At 72.9% G+C, this 17,645-nt stretch carries 14 protein-coding genes and 1 tRNA gene; 7 read left to right on the forward strand and 8 right to left on the reverse strand.

The window, feature by feature from the left end; genetic code table 11:
* The first annotated feature begins 128 nt into the window (after positions 1 to 128).
* Positions 129 to 1,505 (forward strand): class I SAM-dependent methyltransferase, encoded by a 1,377-nt coding sequence (locus tag ACZ6ZT_RS17835; protein ID WP_469720099.1) that lies wholly within the window; start codon positions 129 to 131, stop codon positions 1,503 to 1,505.
* 65 nt (positions 1,506 to 1,570) lie between these two features.
* On the opposite strand, the gene ACZ6ZT_RS17840 is transcribed toward ACZ6ZT_RS17835, so the two are convergent.
* Together ACZ6ZT_RS17840 and ACZ6ZT_RS17845 are read right to left on the reverse strand one after the other, a co-directional pair.
* Positions 1,571 to 4,114, reverse strand: coding sequence for an ABC transporter permease (locus ACZ6ZT_RS17840; protein ID WP_469720100.1), 2,544 nt, complete (start codon positions 4,112 to 4,114; stop codon positions 1,571 to 1,573).
* 66 nt (positions 4,115 to 4,180) lie between these two features.
* Positions 4,181 to 4,948, reverse strand: a complete 768-nt coding sequence (locus tag ACZ6ZT_RS17845) for an ABC transporter ATP-binding protein (RefSeq protein WP_469720170.1) — start codon at positions 4,946 to 4,948, stop codon at positions 4,181 to 4,183.
* A 462-nt stretch (positions 4,949 to 5,410) separates the two neighbouring features.
* Between ACZ6ZT_RS17845 and ACZ6ZT_RS17850 the strand changes: the two genes are divergently transcribed.
* Both ACZ6ZT_RS17850 and ACZ6ZT_RS17855 read left to right on the forward strand, forming a co-directional pair.
* Positions 5,411 to 5,492, forward strand: a tRNA-Leu gene (locus ACZ6ZT_RS17850).
* Positions 5,493 to 5,648: 156 nt separating this feature from the next.
* Entirely contained in the window at positions 5,649 to 6,503 is an 855-nt protein-coding gene (locus ACZ6ZT_RS17855; protein WP_469720101.1) for a Bax inhibitor-1/YccA family protein, read from the forward strand.
* A gap of 99 nt (positions 6,504 to 6,602) precedes the next feature.
* Here ACZ6ZT_RS17855 and ACZ6ZT_RS17860 read toward each other — a convergent pair whose 3' ends face one another.
* Positions 6,603 to 6,833: a DUF4287 domain-containing protein gene (locus tag ACZ6ZT_RS17860; protein ID WP_469720102.1), complete on the reverse strand. Its 231-nt coding sequence runs from the start codon at positions 6,831 to 6,833 to the stop codon at positions 6,603 to 6,605.
* A 102-nt stretch (positions 6,834 to 6,935) separates the two neighbouring features.
* Between ACZ6ZT_RS17860 and ACZ6ZT_RS17865 the strand changes: the two genes are divergently transcribed.
* Positions 6,936 to 7,334, forward strand: a complete 399-nt coding sequence (locus ACZ6ZT_RS17865; RefSeq protein ID WP_469720103.1) for a hypothetical protein — start codon at positions 6,936 to 6,938, stop codon at positions 7,332 to 7,334.
* On the opposite strand, the gene ACZ6ZT_RS17870 is transcribed toward ACZ6ZT_RS17865, so the two are convergent.
* From ACZ6ZT_RS17870 to ACZ6ZT_RS17880, 3 genes are all read right to left on the reverse strand, one after another.
* A complete protein-coding gene (locus tag ACZ6ZT_RS17870; RefSeq protein WP_469720171.1) occupies positions 7,318 to 8,151 on the reverse strand; it encodes a hypothetical protein in 834 nt (277 codons plus the stop codon). The genes ACZ6ZT_RS17865 and ACZ6ZT_RS17870 overlap by 17 nt on opposite strands.
* 326 nt (positions 8,152 to 8,477) lie before the next feature.
* Positions 8,478 to 9,698 carry an acetyl-CoA C-acetyltransferase gene (locus ACZ6ZT_RS17875; RefSeq protein WP_469720104.1) on the reverse strand — a complete coding sequence of 407 codons (1,221 nt, stop codon included), beginning with the start codon at positions 9,696 to 9,698 and terminating at the stop codon, positions 8,478 to 8,480.
* A gap of 275 nt (positions 9,699 to 9,973) precedes the next feature.
* Entirely contained in the window at positions 9,974 to 10,975 is a 1,002-nt protein-coding gene (locus tag ACZ6ZT_RS17880; protein ID WP_469720105.1) for an SGNH/GDSL hydrolase family protein, read from the reverse strand.
* Between the two features lie 126 nt (positions 10,976 to 11,101).
* On the opposite strand from ACZ6ZT_RS17880, the gene ACZ6ZT_RS17885 reads away from it, so the two are divergent.
* Entirely contained in the window at positions 11,102 to 12,487 is a 1,386-nt protein-coding gene (locus ACZ6ZT_RS17885) for a cystathionine beta-synthase (protein ID WP_469720172.1), read from the forward strand.
* A 582-nt stretch (positions 12,488 to 13,069) separates the two neighbouring features.
* Here the strand turns inward: ACZ6ZT_RS17885 and ACZ6ZT_RS17890 are convergent.
* On the reverse strand, positions 13,070 to 13,456 hold the full coding sequence (locus ACZ6ZT_RS17890; RefSeq protein ID WP_469720106.1) for a hypothetical protein: 387 nt from the start codon (positions 13,454 to 13,456) through the stop codon (positions 13,070 to 13,072).
* A gap of 155 nt (positions 13,457 to 13,611) precedes the next feature.
* Here ACZ6ZT_RS17890 and ACZ6ZT_RS17895 point away from each other — a divergent pair, with 155 nt between their 5' ends.
* The gene (locus tag ACZ6ZT_RS17895) at positions 13,612 to 14,454 is read left to right on the forward strand and encodes a MurR/RpiR family transcriptional regulator (RefSeq protein WP_469720107.1); all 843 of its coding nucleotides are present in this window, start codon (positions 13,612 to 13,614) and stop codon (positions 14,452 to 14,454) included.
* Between the two features lie 48 nt (positions 14,455 to 14,502).
* Here the strand turns inward: ACZ6ZT_RS17895 and ACZ6ZT_RS17900 are convergent, their stop codons facing one another.
* Complete coding sequence (locus ACZ6ZT_RS17900; RefSeq protein WP_469720108.1) at positions 14,503 to 15,867, reverse strand: type III PLP-dependent enzyme domain-containing protein; 1,365 nt, start codon at positions 15,865 to 15,867, stop codon at positions 14,503 to 14,505.
* A 106-nt stretch (positions 15,868 to 15,973) separates the two neighbouring features.
* Here ACZ6ZT_RS17900 and hutU point away from each other — a divergent pair, with 106 nt between their 5' ends.
* The gene (gene hutU, locus ACZ6ZT_RS17905) at positions 15,974 to 17,638 is read left to right on the forward strand and encodes a urocanate hydratase (RefSeq protein ID WP_469720109.1); all 1,665 of its coding nucleotides are present in this window, start codon (positions 15,974 to 15,976) and stop codon (positions 17,636 to 17,638) included.
* Positions 17,639 to 17,645: the final 7 nt, after the last annotated feature.

The following is a 17,645-nucleotide window of genomic DNA, read 5'->3' on the forward strand; positions in this document are numbered from 1 at the left end:
CGTCCCCGAAGGGGCCGCCCGCCATCCGTGGTGCGGGCGGCCCCTTCGGCGTACCCGGCGCCGGGATCCGGTTGACGCGAGCCCGGAATGGGTAGGCCGTCCGGTCGGAACTTCTGGAGGTGCCTACGATGACCGACGCCGCGCCGCGGCTGGCCGCTCTTGCCGAAACCCTGCTGGGCGCCCCCCTGCCCGTCCGCATACGGGCCTGGGACGGCAGCGAAGCCGGACCCCCCACCGGACCCGCCCTGGTGCTGAACCACCGGCGCGCCCTGCGCCGGATGCTGTGGAAGCCGGGGGAGCTGGGGCTCGCCCGCGCCTGGGTCGCCGGGGACCTGACGGTCGACGGCGACCTGTTCGACGTACTGGAGCGGGTGGCCGGGCTGCTCTGGGAACGCGAGCCCGCCGCCGCCCCCGCCCCGCCGCCGCCCCGCGCGGGCCTGGCCCGGCTCGCCGCCCTGCGCCCGCACCTGCCCGCGCGGGCCTCCGGCGCCGCCGGGACGGCCGCGTTACTGCGCGACCCGGCGGCCCGGGCCGCCGTACGGGAACTCGTGGCGCTGGCCCGGCCCTGGACCGCCCCGCCGCCGCCCCCCGAGGAAGCGGTCCGCCACGGCGGACCGATCCACTCCAAGGGCCGCGACCGCCAGGCCATCAGCCACCACTACGACGTGGGCAACGCGTTCTACGCGCGGGTGCTGGGCCCCTCGATGGTCTACTCGTGCGCCTACTGGAGCCCGGGCGCCACCCTGGAGGAGGCCCAGCGCGACAAGCTCGACCTGGTCTGCCGCAAGCTCGGCCTGAAGGAGGGCGACCGGCTGCTCGACGTCGGCTGCGGCTGGGGCTCCATGGCCCTGCACGCCGCCCGCGAGTACGGGGTCCGGGTCACCGGCGTGACCCTGTCGCGCGAGCAGGCCGCGTACGCCCGCAAACGGATCGCCGAGGAGGGCCTGACCGACCGGATCGAGATCCGGGTGCAGGACTACCGGGACGTCAAGGACGGCCCGTACGACGCGATCTCCTCGATCGGGATGGCCGAACACGTCGGCTCCGCCCGCTACCGCGAGTACGCCGACGACCTCTACGCGCTGCTCGCGCCCGGCGGCCGGCTGCTGAACCACCAGATCGCGCGCCGGCCGGAGCCCGACGAGGAGGCGTACCGGATCGACGAGTTCATCGACGCGTACGTGTTCCCGGACGGGGAGCTCTCCCCGATCGGCACCACGGTCGGCGAACTGGAGCGGGCCGGCTTCGAGGTGCGTGACGTCCAGGCGCTGCGCGAGCACTACGCGCTGACCCTGCGGGCCTGGGTGGCGCGGCTGGAGGAGCACTGGGCGGAGGCCGTACGGCTGACCTCGCCGGGACGTGCGCGGGTCTGGCTGCTCTACATGGCGGCCTCGGCGCTCGGCTTCGAACGGGGCCGGCTCGGCGTCAACCAGGTCCTGGCGGTACGGCCCGGGGGCGGAGGGGCCTCGGGGCTGCCACTGCGGACGCGCACCTGGACGGCGTGACGCGGTGACGCCGAGGGCCCCGGGGCGGTGCGCCCCGGGGCCCTCGTGTGCGTACCGCGCCGCCGCTACTCGGTCTTGATGGCGGTCAGCATGTTCAGCCGGGCGGCGCTGCGGGCCGGCCACATGGCGGCCAGGACGCCGACCAGTCCGGCGAGGAGGAAGAAGATCCCGATCCGGTCGAAGGGGATCACCAGCTCGTAGCCGGGGACGGAGCCCGCGATCGTCCTGCCGCCGGCCCAGGCGAGGAAGACGCCGACGCCGATGCCGAGGACCGCGCCGAAGAGCGAGATGACCACGGCCTCCAGGCGGATCATGTTCTTGACCTTGCCCCGGTCGAGGCCGACGGCCCGCAGCATGCCGATCTCCTGCTGGCGCTCGTAGACGGACATCGCGAGGGTGTTGATCACGCCGAGGACCGCGATGATCAGGGCCATGCCGAGCAGCCCGTACATGATGTTCAGGGACGTGTTGATCATGCCGGCCATCTCGTCGCGCATGGCGGCCTTGTCGGAGACCTTGATCGCCGGGTTCTTGCCGAGGGCGTCGATGACGGCCTGCCGGCCGGCTTCGGAGGCGCCGCCGGAGGTCTTGACGAGAACCTCGGGCAGGTACTGCGACTCGTTGTGCGCGGCGAGGAGCTTGTTGTCGAGGACGTAGTCCTCCAGCTGGTCCTTGCCGTCGAAGAGGGCGCCGACCTGGAGCGTGGCCTGTCGGCCGTCGTCGTACCGGGCCTCGACGGTGGACCCGACCGCGAGGCCGCGCTTGGCCGCCTCCTTGGCGGAGACCATCAGCTTGCCCTGACCGAGGGCGGCGAGGTCGCCGGCGGTGGTCTTGACGTTCAGCACCGCGTCGAGGGCGGCCGGGTTGACGCCGCTGACCGTCCGGAACTCGCCGCCGATCTTGACGCTCTCCATGGTCTTCGGGGAGACGGCGGTGACGCCCTTGCCCTTCTCCAGGGCGGGGAGCACCGACGCGTCGAGGTTCATGCCCTCGCCGGCCATGGTGACCCGGTAGTCGGCCTTGATGTTCTGCGTGCTCAGCCGGTCGACGGCCTGGCCGATGGTGATGCCCATGACCGACATCGCGGTGACCAGGGTGAGGCCGATGGTCAGCGAGGCGGCGGTGACGGCGGTGCGGCGCGGGTTGCGGACCGCGTTCTGCGCGGCCAGCTTGCCGGAGACGCCGAACACCTTCTCCAGCAGCGGGCGGACCGCCGCGATGACCGGCCGCGAGAGCATCGGCAGCAGCACGAACAGGCCGATGACCAGGAAGAACGCACCGGCGGCGATGGTGGTGCGGCCCTCGCTCTTCTGCCCGGCGCCGAGCAGGACCACGCCGACGCCGGCGACGGCCAGGACGCTGCCGATGATGTTGCGCAGCACCAGGGACTTCATGGTGGCGGGCAGGTGGACGCTGCCCATGGCGGCGACCGGGGCGATCTTGGCGGTCCGGCGGGCGGGCATCCAGGCGGCCAGCATGGTCACGAGGACACCGACGACCAGCGCGACCAGGACGGTCACCGGGGCGACGACCAGCGGGCCGGCCGGGATCTTCGCGTCGAAGAGGTCCATCGCGGAGCGCATGGCCACCGCCAGGCCGATGCCGCAGGCCAGGCCGATGACGGAGGAGATCAGGCCGACGAGTCCGGCCTCGGCGAGGACGGAGCGCTTGACCTGGCCGCGGTGGGCGCCGACGGCGCGCAGCAGTGCCAGCTCCTTGGTGCGCTGGGCGACCAGCATGGTGAAGGTGTTGTAGATGAGGAAGATTCCGACGAAGAGGGAGACGCCGGCGAAGATCAGCAGGCCGGTGCTCATGCCGGACATGGCGGTCTGGATGTCCTTGGCCTGCTGGGCGGCGAGCGCGGCGCCGGTCTTGGCGTCGGCGCTCTTCGACAGCAGCGGCTTGACGTCGGCGAGCAGCTGGTCGGCGGTGGTGCCGGGCTTGGCCGCGATGGAGAGCTCGCTGTAGTAGCCGGGCTGGAGGTAGAGCTCCTGGGCGACCTTGGTGTCGAACAGGACGAGGCTGCCGCCCGCGTTGACGGCGCCGTCCTCGGTGGTGAAGACGCCGGTGAGGGTGAACTCCCTGACCGGGCCGTTGGTGGCGACGCGGACCTTGTCGCCGACGTGGTAACCGCCCTTGGCGGCGCTGTCCTTGTCGAGGGCGACCTGGTCGTCCGCCAGCGGGCCGGCGCCGTCGGTGAAGGTGTAGCGCGGGTCCTTGCCGTCCTTGACGGGGGCGAAGTTGGAGCCGGCGTTGGCCCAGCCGCTGCCGATCAGCTTGCCGTTCTGGTCGCCGACGCCCGCGAAGCCCTGGACGCGGCCGGAGACGGAGTCGACGCCCTTGACGGCCTTGATCTTGTCGAGGGTGGGCTGGCCTATGCCGGGCTCGCCCTGCTTCTGGCCGTCCTCGCCGCGGGTGCGGCCGTAATCTGTGACGGAGACCGCGACGCCCTCGTAGGACTTCGCGGACTGGTTGGACATGGCCTTGCTGAGCGTGTCGGTGAAGACGAGGGTGCCGGAGACGAAGGCGACGCCGAGGGTGACGGCGAGGACCGTCATCAGCAGCCTGGCCTTGTGCGCGAGGACGTTGCGCAGGGCGGTACGGAACATGGGGTCTCAGTCCTGGGGCTGGAAGTCTGTGCGGAGGGCTGCGGGGGGCCGCGGGGCGGCCCGGCGTCAGCTGGTACGGCCCTTGGCGTCGAAGGCCTTCATCCGGTCGAGCACGCCGTCGGCGGAGGGCTCGCGCATCTCGTCGACGATGCGTCCGTCGGCGAGGAAGACGACGCGGTCCGCGTAGGAGGCGGCGACCGGGTCGTGGGTGACCATCACGACGGTCTGGCCGAGCTCGCGGACCGAGTTGCGCAGGAAGCCCAGGACCTCGGCGCCGGAGCGGGAGTCGAGGTTTCCGGTGGGCTCGTCGCCGAAGATGATCTCGGGGCGGGAGGCCAGGGCGCGGGCCACGGCCACGCGCTGCTGCTGGCCGCCGGAGAGCTGCGTGGGGCGGTGGGAGAGGCGCTCGGACAGGCCGACCATGGCGATCACGTTGTCCAGCCACTGGCGGTCGGGCTTGCGGCCGGCGATGTCCATCGGCAGCGTGATGTTCTCCAGCGCCGTCAGGGTGGGCAGCAGGTTGAAGGCCTGGAAGATGAAGCCGATCTTGTCGCGGCGCAGCTGGGTGAGCTGCTTGTCCTTGAGGCTGCCGAGCTCGGTGTCACCGATGCGGACCGAGCCGCTGGAGAAGGTGTCCAGGCCGGCGACGCAGTGCATCAGCGTGGACTTGCCGGAGCCGGAGGGGCCCATGATCGCGGTGAACTGGCCCTGGGCGAAGTCGACGGAGACGTTGTCGAGCGCGACCACCTGGGTCTCGCCCTGGCCGTACACCTTGGACAGCTGCGTGGCGCGGGCGGCCACGGCCTGGGAGGTGTGGTGCGGGGCGTAGTTCATGGCGGTCACGGGGACTCCTGTCGAGCGGCTGCTGCGGTGGGGACGGAACCGTTCCATCCTCGCCGCGGCCACCCCCGCTCCGGATCAGCCCCGGTGCCCGTTCGCGGGCCCACTGGAGTCTGACCGCACGCGTGTCCGCCTCCTCCTCTGGTATGACAGGAGCCCTGAGGACGGCCGCCCCGGCGACCCGGCACGGCCGCCGCGCGCGGGCGCGCGCCGGGGGCGGGGCGGGGGGTGGCCAGGGGTGGCGGACGGGGTGGCGCGGGGCAGCGAAATCACGTCATTCCGGGGGAGGGGAAGAGCCTTGCCCGGAACGGTGCCGACCGTGACTTATCGGCCCTGACACCCCCTCAAGCGCCAATAAAATCAGACAACATCGGATAGACGGCCGTCTGCCCGCCACCGGGTTCCCGATAGGCTCGGCACAGCGTTCAAGGCTTTTCCACGGGGGCCCGCCGCGCTGCCCGGATGGTGGAATGCAGACACGGCGAGCTTAAACCTCGCTGGCCCTCGGGCCGTGCCGGTTCAAGTCCGGCTCCGGGCACTTCCGCGGCCCCGCCCCGTGTCACCGGTTGGTCCCCGGCACGCCGGCACCTCGCCGCGCCTCCGCCCAAGATCCTCCTTCAGCAGTAGGGTGCTTTCTTTGCGAGCGCATTACTCTTGAAGGCAAGGCCGCGCACGGTGGCCATGGAGGAGTGAGATGAGGAGCAGCAACCCGGTCTTCTCGCGACGGGGGTTCAGCCGCGACAACGGCGGCTACGCGGGCTTCGAGGCGCAGCACGCGCAGGCCGGGACCGCGACCAATCCGTACGCGACGAATCCTTACGCCACCGACCCGGCCACCGGCATGCCGGCGGCGCCGGCGCGCGGCAACGCCATGACGATCGACGACGTCGTGAGCCGTACGGCCATGACGCTCGGCACCCTGATCGTGACGGCGACCCTCGCCTGGATCGCGCTGCCCGTCGACCCGGCGAACGTCAACAAGTCGTACGGCATCGCCGTCGGCGCGGCGGTCGTCGCGTTCGTCCTGGCGATGATCCAGTCCTTCAAGCGCAAGCCGTCCCCCGCGCTGATCCTGGCCTACGCGGCCTTCGAGGGCGTCTTCCTCGGCGTCATCAGCATGGTGACCAGCACCTACATCAGCCCCGGCGTGGTCGTCCAGGCCGTGCTCGGCACGATGTGCGTCTTCGCCGCCGTGCTCGTCGCGTACAAGATGCGCTGGATCCGCGTCACCCGCCGCTTCACCGGCTTCGTGATGGCCGCGGCCCTCGGCTTCGTCCTGCTGATGCTGGCGAATTCGCTGTTCGCCCTCTTCGGCGGCGGTGACGGCCTCGGCTTCCGCAGCGGCGGCCTGGGCATCGTCTTCGGCCTGATCGGTGTCGTCCTCGGCGCCTGCTTCCTCGCCCTGGACTTCAAGCAGGTCGAGGACGGCGTGACCTACGGCGCCCCGCGCGAGGAGTCCTGGCTGGCGGCCTTCGGCCTCACCCTGACCCTGGTGTGGATCTACCTGGAGCTGCTGCGGCTCTTCCAGATCCTCTCCGGCGACGACTAGCCGGACCGGCTCCCGCCCCGGCGGGAGTCCTCCACAGCATGGGGAAGGCCCCGCGAGCGCACTGCTCGCGGGGCCTTCCCGTGTGCGGAGGGGGGAGGGTCAGCCGAACCGGCGGGCGGCCCGGCGCAGGTCGTACTCGTGGATGATCGCCTTGGCCTGGCCGTACGAGAGCTCGTGCGCGCCGCGCAGCCAGCTGACCTTCTCCTCGAACCGGACGAGCGAGGGGCCCTCGTCGACGGTCTGGAGCCAGTCGGAGATCTCACGACCGGTGGTCTGGGGGATTCTGTCGATCATGTTGCGGTGGGTCTGCTCGGAGAACTCTACGGACATGGGCGCCTCCGGGGGTATCGCCGTGTGCTGTTCTCTTCACGTCACCGTGCCGGAGAGTTCGCCCGTTGGCAATGGTGCCGGGACGGCGCGTAGGGTCGCCGGGTGCTCGATACCTCACCCCTGACGGACGCCGTGGAACGATTCGCCGACCGGCTGCGGGCCGCCCCGCAGAGCCGCCTGACGCGCGGGGCCGCCGCCGAGGCGCTGGAGCTGGCCCGGGAGCTCGCCGTACGGGCGCAACGGCTGGAGGCCGCGGCGCAGGGGGCAGAGGGAGCCCGCGGGGATCAGCGGGCGCCCGGGGCGTCCGAGGCGCGGGTGATGCCGGACGCGGGGGTCTTCGTCGTGGGGGACCAGGTGGCGGTGGCCGGCCTGGACCTCGCCGAGGCGCTGGCCGCGCTGCGGGACGGGGGCGGGGATGTGGAAGGCGCGAAGGCCCCGTCCGCACTGCTGGACGAGGCCGTGGCGCTGGTGGAGCGGGCGGAAGTCAGAGCGATGCGATGACCCGGTCCGCCAGGATGTAGACGTTGCTGTCGGGATCCTCGGAGTCACCGCAGGAGAAGGTCAGCGCGTAGGCGCCGGAGATGCCCGAGCCGCCCAGCAGGACGGGCGCGGTGCCCGCGCGCAGGGCCTCGCACAGGCGCTCCGCCGTCTCCCGGTGGCCCGGGGTCATGCACAGCGTGGTGCCGTCCGTGAAGACGTACACGTCCAGGGTGCCCAGGGGTCCCGGGCGGACGTCCGCGAGGGCCGTACGGGCCTCCGCGAGCTCCTCCAGGCGGCTGACCGTGCGCTCGTGGTCGGCGCCGGGGTGCGACTGGACCGGGACGAAGTCGGGGTGCGAGGGGTGACGCCGGCGGGCCGCGGCCAGCTCGGCCGAGTCCTCCGGGTACTCCGCCGCGGCGTCCGGCAGGGAGAGGCCCCCCGCGAGGAGGTCGTCGCCCAGGACCGGCTCCAGGCCGACCAGGTCCGACTGCCGGGGCAGGAAGAGCGGGCCCTCCTCGCCGAGGCCGGACAGGCCGCCCAGCAGCGAGGGGGCGTCGGCGGCGTCGCGGGCCTCCTGCGCGGCCCAGAAGGCCCGCGCTTCGGCCAGCTCGCGCTCGCGCTCCTCGGCGAGGGCCTCGGCGACGGCGGCTCGTATCTCCGCGGCGGGGGACGCCACGGCGCTGCGCGCGTGCGGGACGGTCGCGGCGTGCGGGTGGGCCGGCGCCGCCAGCTCACCGCGCAGGGCCGTGACCTGCTTGCGCAGTCCGTGGACGGCGTGCAGCGCAGCAGCGCCCACGGCCGTGGCAGCGGCCGTGGTCAGCAGCAGGGCAAGAGACATGGCGCTCACTGACTAACTCCTGATTGATTCGATCCCCCGACTTCCTACATCAGCTTGTCCTCCGCTGGGAATGGCGTGCAGTGCATTACGTCATGAATTGGACAGGTCTTTCGGCCTGGCGACCTTGGGGGGAGGGCCGCTGACCTGGGGAAATGCCGAACCCCCAGGATGTAGGTCACATCCTGGGGGAGATTCGGTCACAGCTCGGCCGCGACGGGGTTGGATCCGGCGTCGGCCGGGCGCGGCGACCGGGAGGATTCCTTGCGGGGCCTGGGGGGCCGCGCCCGGGCGCTACCGGGCCCTCACCCTCCGCTACGGCGTCCGGCTCAGCTGAGCCGCTCGATCACCATGGCCATGCCCTGGCCGCCGCCGACGCACATGGTCTCCAGGCCGAACTGCTTGTCGTGGAACTGCAGGCTGTTGATCAGCGTGCCGGTGATGCGGGCGCCGGTCATCCCGAACGGGTGACCGACGGCGATGGCGCCGCCGTTGACGTTCAGCTTCTCCAGCGGGATCTCCAGGTCCCGGTAGGAGGGGATGACCTGGGCCGCGAAGGCCTCGTTGATCTCGAACAGGTCGATGTCACCGACGGTCAGCCCGGCGCGCTTGAGGGCCTGCCTGGAGGCCTCCACCGGGCCCAGGCCCATGATCTCGGGGGAGAGGCCCGTGACGCCGGTGGACACGATGCGGGCCAGCGGGGTCAGGCCCAGCTCGCGCGCCTTGGTGTCGCTCATGATGACCAGCGCGGCGGCGCCGTCGTTCAGCGGGCAGCAGTTGCCGGCCGTGACCAGGCCGTCGGGGCGGAAGACGGGCTTGAGGCCCTGCACGCCCTCCAGCGTGACGCCGGCGCGCGGGCCGTCGTCGGCGGAGACCACGGTGCCGTCCGGGGTGGTGACCGGGGTGATCTCGCGCTGCCAGAAGCCGTTCTTCAGGGCGGCCTCGGCGAGGTTCTGCGAGCGCACGCCGAACTCGTCCATGTCCTGGCGGGTCACGCCCTTGAGGCGGGCCAGGTTCTCGGCGGTCTGCCCCATCGCGATGTAGGCGTCCGGGACGAGGCCGTCCTCGCGCGGGTCGTGCCAGGACGCGCCCGTGCTCTGGGCGACCTCGGCGGTCCGGGCCTCGGCGTCCGCGAAGAGCGGGTTGTGGGTGTCCGGCATGCCGTCGGAGCTGCCCTTCACGGACCGGGAGACCATCTCGACGCCGGCCGAGATGAACACGTCGCCCTCGCCCGCCTTGATGGCGTGCAGCGCCATGCGGGAGGTCTGCAGGGAGGAGGAGCAGTACCGGGTGATGGTGGCGCCCGGCAGGAAGTCCATGCCCATCTGGACGGCGACGATACGGGCGAGGTTGTGGCCCTGCTCGCCGCCGGGGAGGCCGCAGCCGAGCATCAGGTCGTCGATGTCGCGCGGGTCCAGTCCGGGGACCTTCGCGAGGGCGGCCTGGATGATCGTCGCCGTCAGGTCGTCCGGGCGGACGTCCTTGAGGGACCCCTTGAAGGCGCGCCCGATCGGGGAACGGGCGGTGGAAACGATGACGGCTTCGGGCATCGGGGCTCCAAGGGGGTGCGTCGTTGCGGGACCGCAAGCGAAGTTACCGCCCCGTACGGTCGAGGTCACCGCCCTGGATGTGTGACCCCCGTCGCTTCACGGGTTCCGGCCGGGGCCGGGGCCCCTCCAGTGTCCCGCCGCCCGCCCGGTTCGCGGGGCCGTGCTCCCGGGTCCGCGCCTCACCCGCCGGCGGCGCCGGACCGTGGCCGGGCGCCGCTGTTCGCCGCCCCGCAGCCCGTACCGGGATCCCGGCGCGGCCGGACCCGCGGTCGGCGTCAGTGTCCCGGCGGCGACGGGGCCGCCACCACATCCGGCACCCGGCGCCGGCGGCGGTGCTTGAGCAGGGCCCAGGGGCCGCGGGCCGGGGTGACCTCCGTACCCGCCTCGCCCGCCGCCGCGGACGCCGCCTTCGCCACCGGCAGCATGTCCTCGTCGCGCGACACGTCCAGCCGGTCGGAACCCGGCCACAGGCCCAGCGCCGCGCACAGCGTCGGCAGCACCGCCATCGCGGCCGTCGCGTACCCCTCCGCCGAGGGGTGGTAGGAGTCCGGACCGAACATCTCGCGCGGGTTCGCCGCGAACTCCGGCCCCAGCAGGTCCCCCATGGAGATGGTGCGCGCGCCCAGCGCCACGACGCCGATGGTCTGCGCGGCGGCCAGCTGCCGCGAGACCCGTCGGGCCATCCACCGCAGCGGCTGGTACACCGGCTCGATCGTGCCCAGGTCGGGGCAGGTGCCGACCACCACCTCGGCGCCCGCGAGCCGCAGCCGGCGCACGGCCGCCGTCAGCAGCCGCACCGACTGGGTGAGCGGCATCCGCTTGGTCACGTCGTTCGCGCCGATGATGATCACGCAGACGTCCGGCGGCGGCGCGTCCCCGTCCAGCAGCAGCCCCACCTGGCGGTCCAGATCGTCGGACATGGCCCCCGACAGCGCCACGTTCCGCAGCACCACCGGCCGCTCCGCCACCGCCGCGAGGCCCGAGGCCAGCAGCGCGCCCGGCGTCTGGCGGGCCCGCCGCACGCCCAGACCGGCGGCCGTCGAATCGCCCAGCATGCCCATCCGCAGCGGTCCCGGACTCAGCTCCGGCCCGGAGAACTCGCTCCCGTACAGACCGTCGGCACGCGGCGGATCCGGCAGCCCGTTGCCCACCGTCCGCTTCGCGAACTGCACCTCCGCCAGTACCAGACCGACCGCGGCGACCCCCACCAGTCCGAGTCCGCCCCCGCCGTACGCTGCCCCCGCCGCGATCCGGCGGGCCGTTCTCGCCCTGGACACCCTTCAGGCCACCTCCCTCGCTCTTGTTGACCTTCCTGCCCCGTACGCACGGTCGGCCAATCCCTTTCCGCATACTCTGGCCAAACCTCCCGGAGAACCCGTGGAGTCCCCTCCCTGGAGAACATGGTGCAATTCCACGACTCGATGATCAGCCTCGTCGGCAACACCCCGCTGGTGAAGCTCAACCGTGTGACCGAAGGCCTGCGGGCCACCGTCCTTGCGAAGGTCGAGTACTTCAACCCCGGCGGATCCGTGAAGGACCGGATCGCCGTCCGGATGATCGAGGCCGCCGAGCAGAGCGGTGCCCTCAAGCCCGGTGGCACCATCGTGGAGCCCACCAGTGGCAACACCGGTGTCGGACTCGCCATCGTGGCCCAGCAGAAGGGCTACAAGTGCATCTTCGTCTGCCCTGACAAGGTGTCCCTGGACAAGATCAACGTGCTGCGCGCGTACGGCGCCGAGGTCGTGGTCTGCCCGACCGCGGTCGACCCCGAGCACCCGGACTCGTACTACAACGTCTCCGACCGCCTGGTCCGCGAGACCCCCGGTGCCTGGAAGCCCGACCAGTACAGCAACCCGAACAACCCGCGCTCGCACTACGAGACCACCGGTCCCGAGCTGTGGGAGCAGACGGACGGGAAGATCACCCACTTCGTCGCCGGCGTCGGCACGGGCGGCACGATCTCCGGCACCGGCAACTACCTCAAGGAGGTCAGCGGCGGGAACGTGAAGGTCATCGGCGCCGACCCCGAGGGCTCGGTCTACTCGGGCGGCTCCGGCCGCCCGTACCTGGTCGAGGGCGTCGGCGAGGACTTCTGGCCGACCGCCTACGACCCGAACGTCACCGACGAGATCATCGCGGTGTCCGACAAGGACTCCTTCCAGATGACGCGCCGCCTCGCCAAGGAGGAGGGCCTCCTCGTCGGCGGCTCCTGCGGCATGGCCGTCGTCGCGGCGCTGAAGGCCGCCGAGGGGCTGGGCCCGGACGACGTGGTCGTCGTCCTGCTGCCGGACAGCGGCCGCGGCTACATGAGCAAGATCTTCAGCGACGAGTGGATGGCCGGACACGGCTTCCTGGAGGACGCGGGCCCCGCGGCCCGCATCGGCGCGGTCCTCGCGGACAAGGACGGCGGCATCCCCTCCCTCGTCCACATGCACCCCGAGGAGACCGTCGGCCAGGCCATCGAGGTCCTGCGCGAGTACGGCGTCTCGCAGATGCCGATCGTCAAGCCCGGCGCCGGCCACCCCGACGTGATGGCCGCCGAGGTCATCGGCTCCGTGGTGGAGAAGGAACTGCTCGCGGCGCTGTTCGCGCAGCGCGCCTCCCTCGGCGACCCGCTGGAGAAGCACATGAGCGCGCCGCTGCCGCAGGTCGGCTCCGGCGAACCGGTGACCGAGCTGATGGCGGTGCTGGGCGAGGCCGACGCGGCGATCGTGCTGGTCGAGGGCAAGCCCACCGGGGTCGTCAGCCGCCAGGACCTGCTGGCGTTCCTCGCCAAGGGCGCGAAGTAGTCACACGACGCGCAAACGGTACGAGCCCGACACGTGGCGGCAGCACCGGCTTAACACGGCCCCGGCACAGTGGTGGTCGTCGGCAGGGAACCCCGGGAGACCGGGACCCCCGCCGGCGCCACGAACGGCGTCGGCGCGCCTCCGGAGCGGCTCCCGGACCGCGCGGACGCCATGGACGCGGCCGGCCCTGACCCGGCCCGTGTCCCTCGCGGGGACCGCCGTCGTCCCGCCCCCCGGCTTTGGCCGGGGGTGCCGGCGGTCCCCCCCTTTTTTGGGGTTCCCTCGCCTCCGGGGCGCCTTTGCCGGGCTCACAGGCCCGGCCGTGCTCGGAAACCGCTCGTTCCTCGCGGTTTCCTTCGCGCGGCCGGGCCTGTTCCCCCGGCGCGCCCCTTCGGCTCGGGAGCCCCGTGCGGGCTGCGAAATCTGTGAGGGCTGCGAGCCTGTGCGGGCTGCGAGGCCTGTGGGGCGACGGGGCCACGGGCGGTCAGGCCACGGGCGGTCAGGCCGTGGGCGGTCAGGCCGTGGCGGGGCCGCTGGGGGTCAGGGCCGTGGCGGGGGTCGCGGGCAGTCTGGGGCGGTTGGTCACGTCGTACGGTCGCGGCGGAGGCGGTGGGTGGCGTGGGCGAAGTTGACGCCCAGGATGCCTGCCCAGGCCACCAGGAGGCCGCCGATGCCCGCCTGGGCGGCGCCGATCGCCGACAGGGGGATCGCCAGCACGAGCGTGACGATCGCGAAGCCGAAGCGTTCCCCGAAGGCGCCGACCGCGGAGTCCGCCTCCCCGGGGCCGCCGCGGGCCGTGCGCAGCCGGTCCTCGGCCAGCCGGCGCCGGACCTGGGTGTCGACCTTCTCGACGAAGGAGGCCACGAGGGCGGCCTCGTACTCCGGTCCCAGCTCCCGCCGGGCTTCGAGGGTCGCGGCGAGCTCCTTTTCGAGCTCCTGGGCCTGCGGGGAGTGGGCTGAGGCTGTCATGCGCCCACCCTAGGAACCGGCGGAGCCCCGGGCACTGGGGTTAGCCCCCGTATCCGGATCGCGGGCGCGGGTTGCCGTCCTGCATAACCACATGCAGAGTGCACCGTGACTGAATATCTCACCGGGGACGCCGGGAGCGGGACGGAGGGACGGCCATGAGCGACAGCCCGGCCGCACGGCTGCAGAAGCTGTTCGAGGGGCACCGGCTGACGCCGACGCAGCGGCGGATCGCGCACTGCATGGTGCGCGGCGCGGCGGAGGTGCCCTTCCTGTCGAGCGTGGAGCTCGCCGAGCTGGCCGGGGTGAGCCAGCCGTCGGTGACCCGGTTCGCGGTGGCGCTGGGGTTCGACGGGTACCCGGCGCTGCGGCGCCACCTGCGCGAGGTGGCCCCCGCCGGGCGGCCGGAGCCCGCGCGCGAGGACGCGTACAACGAGTACCAGCAGGCCGTCCAGGGGGAGATCGAGAACCTGCGGCGGCTCTCGGCGCTGCTCGCGGATCCGGCGCCGGTCGAGGAGGCGGGCCGGCTGCTGGCCGCCTCGGCCCCGCTGCCGGTGCTGGGGCTGCGGGCGGCGTCCTCGCAGGCGCGCGGGTTCGCGTACTTCGCGGCGAAGGTGCACCCGGACGTACGGCTCCTGGACGAGGGCGGCTCCATGCTCGCCGACCGGATCGACGCGGCGGCCGCCGCCGGGGCCTCGGCGCTGCTGTGCTTCGCGCTGCCCCGCCACCCCCGCGAGGTCGTGGAGGCGCTGGATCACGCGCGGGGGGCCGGGCTGCGGGTGGTGACGGTCGCCGACTCGGCGTTCGCGCCCGTCGCCCGCCACAGCGACCTGCTCATCCCGGCGCCGGTCGGCACCGGGCTGGCCTTCGACACGGCGTGCGCCCCGATGCTGCTGGGGCGGGTGCTGCTGGAGGCGATGGCGGACGCGCTGCCGGACGCGCAGGCCCGCCTGGAGGCCTTCGACGCGCGGGCCGCCGCGCGCGGGCTGTTCGTGGAGTGAGGCCCCGGGGCCGCCGGGAACCGCCCGGGCCCCGGGACGCCCTCGCGGCTACGCCGGCCCCGCTCCGAGCAGCGCGTCGCGGTGGGCGCCGCCCGCCTCGGTGACGAGGGACTCGACGGACTGGGCCGGGCGGGCCAGGGCGAAGCGGACGTCGCCCCGCGCGGTGGCCGTGAAGCCGTGGACGGCCGGGCGGGGGAGGCTGTTGTAGCCGTAGTGGGCGGTGAAGAAGTACGCCCCCGTGTCCGGGACGGCGATCACGTCCCCCGGGTGCAGCCGCGGCAGCTCCCGTGCGGTGGCGAGCAGGTCCCCCGCGAAGCAGGCCGGGCCGGCGATGTCCTGGGCGACGCGGTCGCCGGTGCGCGGGGCGCCCTTGGCGTCGTACGGGAGGATCCGCAGCGGCCAGGACGCCGGGGCGTACACCGTACGGGTGGCCAGCTGGACCCCCGCGTGGGTGAGCGCGATGGGGCGCCCGCCGGTCTCCTTCGTGTACTCGACCCGGGCCAGGATCAGCCCGTGCTTGGCCAGCAGGGACCGCCCGAATTCGGTGACCAGCCCGTACGAGCCGTCGAAGAGCGCCGGGACGGCCGCGCGCAGGGCGTCCACGTAGGCCGCGTACGCCGGCGTGTGCGCGTCGGAGGCGAAGTTCACCGGCAGGCCCCCGCCGATGTCGAGGGTGTCGATGCGGCGCGTCCCGGCCGCCGCGTTGATCTCCTGCGCCAGCGCGTGCACCTCCCGTACGCCCTCGGCGATCAGCGACAGCGGCACCCCCTGCGAGCCCGAGTGGGTGTGCAGCCGGGTCAGCCACGGCCGGTCGAGGAAGGCCCGTACGAGCCGCTCCCGCGCGCCGGGGTCGCGCAGCGGGAAGCCGAACTTGGAGGTGGAGGTGGCCGTGGACAGGGCGTCGATGGTGCCGGCGCCGGTCTGCGGGTTGATCCGCAGCCCGAGGGGGGAGCGGTTGCCGGCGGGCGCCAGGGCGTCGAGCCGGGCGAGTTCCTGCGCGTTGTCGGCGTTGACGGCGATGCCGAGGGCCAGGGCCTCGCGCAGCTCGACCTCCGTCTTGGCGGGGGAGTCCAGCACGGTCCGCTCCGCCGGGACCCCGGCCGCGCGGGCCAGTGCCAGTTCGCCGGGGCTGGCGACCTCGCAGCCGATCCCGGCGTCCGCGAGCAGCCGCAGGACGGGGACGAGCGGGGCGGCCTTCACGGCGAAGGTGTGCAGGAGGGGGGTGCCGGGGGCGGCGGCGGCCGCGAAGGCGGCGGTCAGGGCGGCGGCGGAGGCCCGGATCCCGGCCACGTCCAGCAGGCAGACGACCGGCTCGGCGTCCAGCAGGCCCTGCTCGACCGCAGCGCGTACGGCCAGGTCACGCAGGGCGGTGGGGTCGGGTTCAGGCGTACGGGGGTGCGTCTGGTCGGCCATGCCCGCCATCCCATCATCCAGCCGGTCCCCGTGCAGCTGTTGACTGGATCTATTCATCCAGAGAGGATGTGAATGGATTGACCAACATCGTCTGGAGGCACCCGCCATGTCAGGACCCCGCCCCGTACGGGCCGCGCGAGGCACCGAGCTCAGCACCCTGGGATGGCAGCAGGAGGCCGCCCTGCGCATGCTGCAGAACAACCTCGACGCCGAGGTCGCGGAGCACCCCGACAAGCTGGTCGTCTACGGCGGCACCGGCAAGGCCGCGCGCGACTGGCGCTCGTACGACGCCATGGTGCGCACCCTGCGGACCCTGAAGCAGGACGAGACGATGCTCGTCCAGTCCGGCCGCCCGGTCGGCGTGATGCAGACCCACGAGTGGGCGCCGCGCGTGCTGCTCGCCAACTCCAACCTGGTCGGCGACTGGGCCAACTGGGAGGAGTTCCGCCGCCTGGAGCACCTGGGCCTGACCATGTACGGGCAGATGACCGCCGGTTCGTGGATCTACATCGGCACCCAGGGCATCCTCCAGGGCACGTACGAGACCTTCGCGGCCGTCGCCGCGAAGAAGTTCAACGGGACGCTGGCCGGCACCATCACCCTGACCGCCGGTCTCGGCGGCATGGGCGGCGCCCAGCCGCTGGCCGTGACGATGAACGACGGCGTCGCGATCTGCATCGACGTCGACCCGCGCGCCATCGAGCGGCGCATCGAACACCGCTACCTGGACGTGAAGGCCGACAACCCGCGCCACGCGCTCCAGCTCGCCGTCGAGGCGCGCGACGCCCGCAAGCCGCTCTCCATCGGCCTGCTCGGCAACGCGGCGGACCTGCTGCCGCAGATGCTCGCCGAGGGCGCCCCGATCGACATCGTGACGGACCAGACCTCCGCCCACGACCCGCTCGCCTACCTGCCGACCGGTGTCGCCTTCGACGACATGGCCGACTACGCGGCCAAGGACCCGGCCGGCTTCACCACCCGCGCCCGCGAGTCCATGGCCACGCACGTCGAGGCCATGGTCGGCTTCATGGACGCGGGCGCCGAGGTCTTCGACTACGGCAACTCCATCCGCGGCGAGGCCCAGCTGGCCGGCTACGACCGCGCCTTCGCCTTCCCCGGCTTCGTCCCCGCCTACATCCGCCCGCTGTTCTGCGAGGGCAAGGGCCCCTTCCGCTGGGCGGCCCTCTCCGGCGAAGCCTCGGACATCCACAAGACCGACAAGGCGATGCTGGAGCTGTTCCCGGAGAACGAGTCCCTGCACCGCTGGATCAAGATGGCCGGGGAGCGCGTCCACTTCCAGGGCCTGCCCGCGCGCATCTGCTGGCTCGGCTACGGCGAGCGCGACAAGGCCGGCGAGCGCTTCAACGACATGGTCGCCGACGGCACGCTGGCCGCCCCGCTCGCCATCGGCCGCGACCACCTCGACTGCGGCTCGGTGGCCTCCCCGTACCGCGAGACCGAGGCCATGCTCGACGGCTCCGACGCGATCGCGGACTGGCCGCTGCTCAACGCCATGGTCAACGTCGCCTCCGGCGCGTCCTGGGTCTCCATCCACCACGGCGGCGGCGTCGGCATGGGCCGCTCGATCCACGCGGGCCAGGTCACCGTCGCCGACGGCACCCCGCTGGCCGGCGAGAAGATCCGCCGCGTCCTCACCAACGACCCGGGCATGGGCGTCATCCGCCACGTCGACGCCGGCTACGACATCGCCGAGACGGTCGCGGACGAGCGCGGCGTCCGCGTCCCGATGCGCGAGGGTGACTCCGAGTGACCTCCGA

This window comes from Streptomyces sp. NPDC102258, from assembly GCF_055584685.1.

Excerpts from the sequence above, each read along its gene's own strand:
- ACZ6ZT_RS17840 (WP_469720100.1), bottom strand. The coding sequence starts at position 4,114 with ATGTTCCGTACCGCCCTGCGCAACGTCCTCGCGCACAAGGCCAGGCTG.
- ACZ6ZT_RS17895 (WP_469720107.1), top strand. The coding sequence starts at position 13,612 with ATGAGCGACAGCCCGGCCGCACGGCTGCAGAAGCTGTTCGAGGGGCAC.
- ACZ6ZT_RS17890 (WP_469720106.1), bottom strand. The coding sequence starts at position 13,456 with ATGACAGCCTCAGCCCACTCCCCGCAGGCCCAGGAGCTCGAAAAGGAG.
- hutU (WP_469720109.1), top strand. The coding sequence starts at position 15,974 with ATGTCAGGACCCCGCCCCGTACGGGCCGCGCGAGGCACCGAGCTCAGC.
- ACZ6ZT_RS17855 (WP_469720101.1), top strand. The coding sequence starts at position 5,649 with ATGAGGAGCAGCAACCCGGTCTTCTCGCGACGGGGGTTCAGCCGCGAC.
- ACZ6ZT_RS17845 (WP_469720170.1), bottom strand. The coding sequence starts at position 4,948 with ATGAACTACGCCCCGCACCACACCTCCCAGGCCGTGGCCGCCCGCGCC.
- ACZ6ZT_RS17900 (WP_469720108.1), bottom strand. The coding sequence starts at position 15,867 with ATGGCCGACCAGACGCACCCCCGTACGCCTGAACCCGACCCCACCGCC.
- ACZ6ZT_RS17870 (WP_469720171.1), bottom strand. The coding sequence starts at position 8,151 with ATGTCTCTTGCCCTGCTGCTGACCACGGCCGCTGCCACGGCCGTGGGC.
- ACZ6ZT_RS17875 (WP_469720104.1), bottom strand. The coding sequence starts at position 9,698 with ATGCCCGAAGCCGTCATCGTTTCCACCGCCCGTTCCCCGATCGGGCGC.
- ACZ6ZT_RS17860 (WP_469720102.1), bottom strand. The coding sequence starts at position 6,833 with ATGTCCGTAGAGTTCTCCGAGCAGACCCACCGCAACATGATCGACAGA.
- ACZ6ZT_RS17835 (WP_469720099.1), top strand. The coding sequence starts at position 129 with ATGACCGACGCCGCGCCGCGGCTGGCCGCTCTTGCCGAAACCCTGCTG.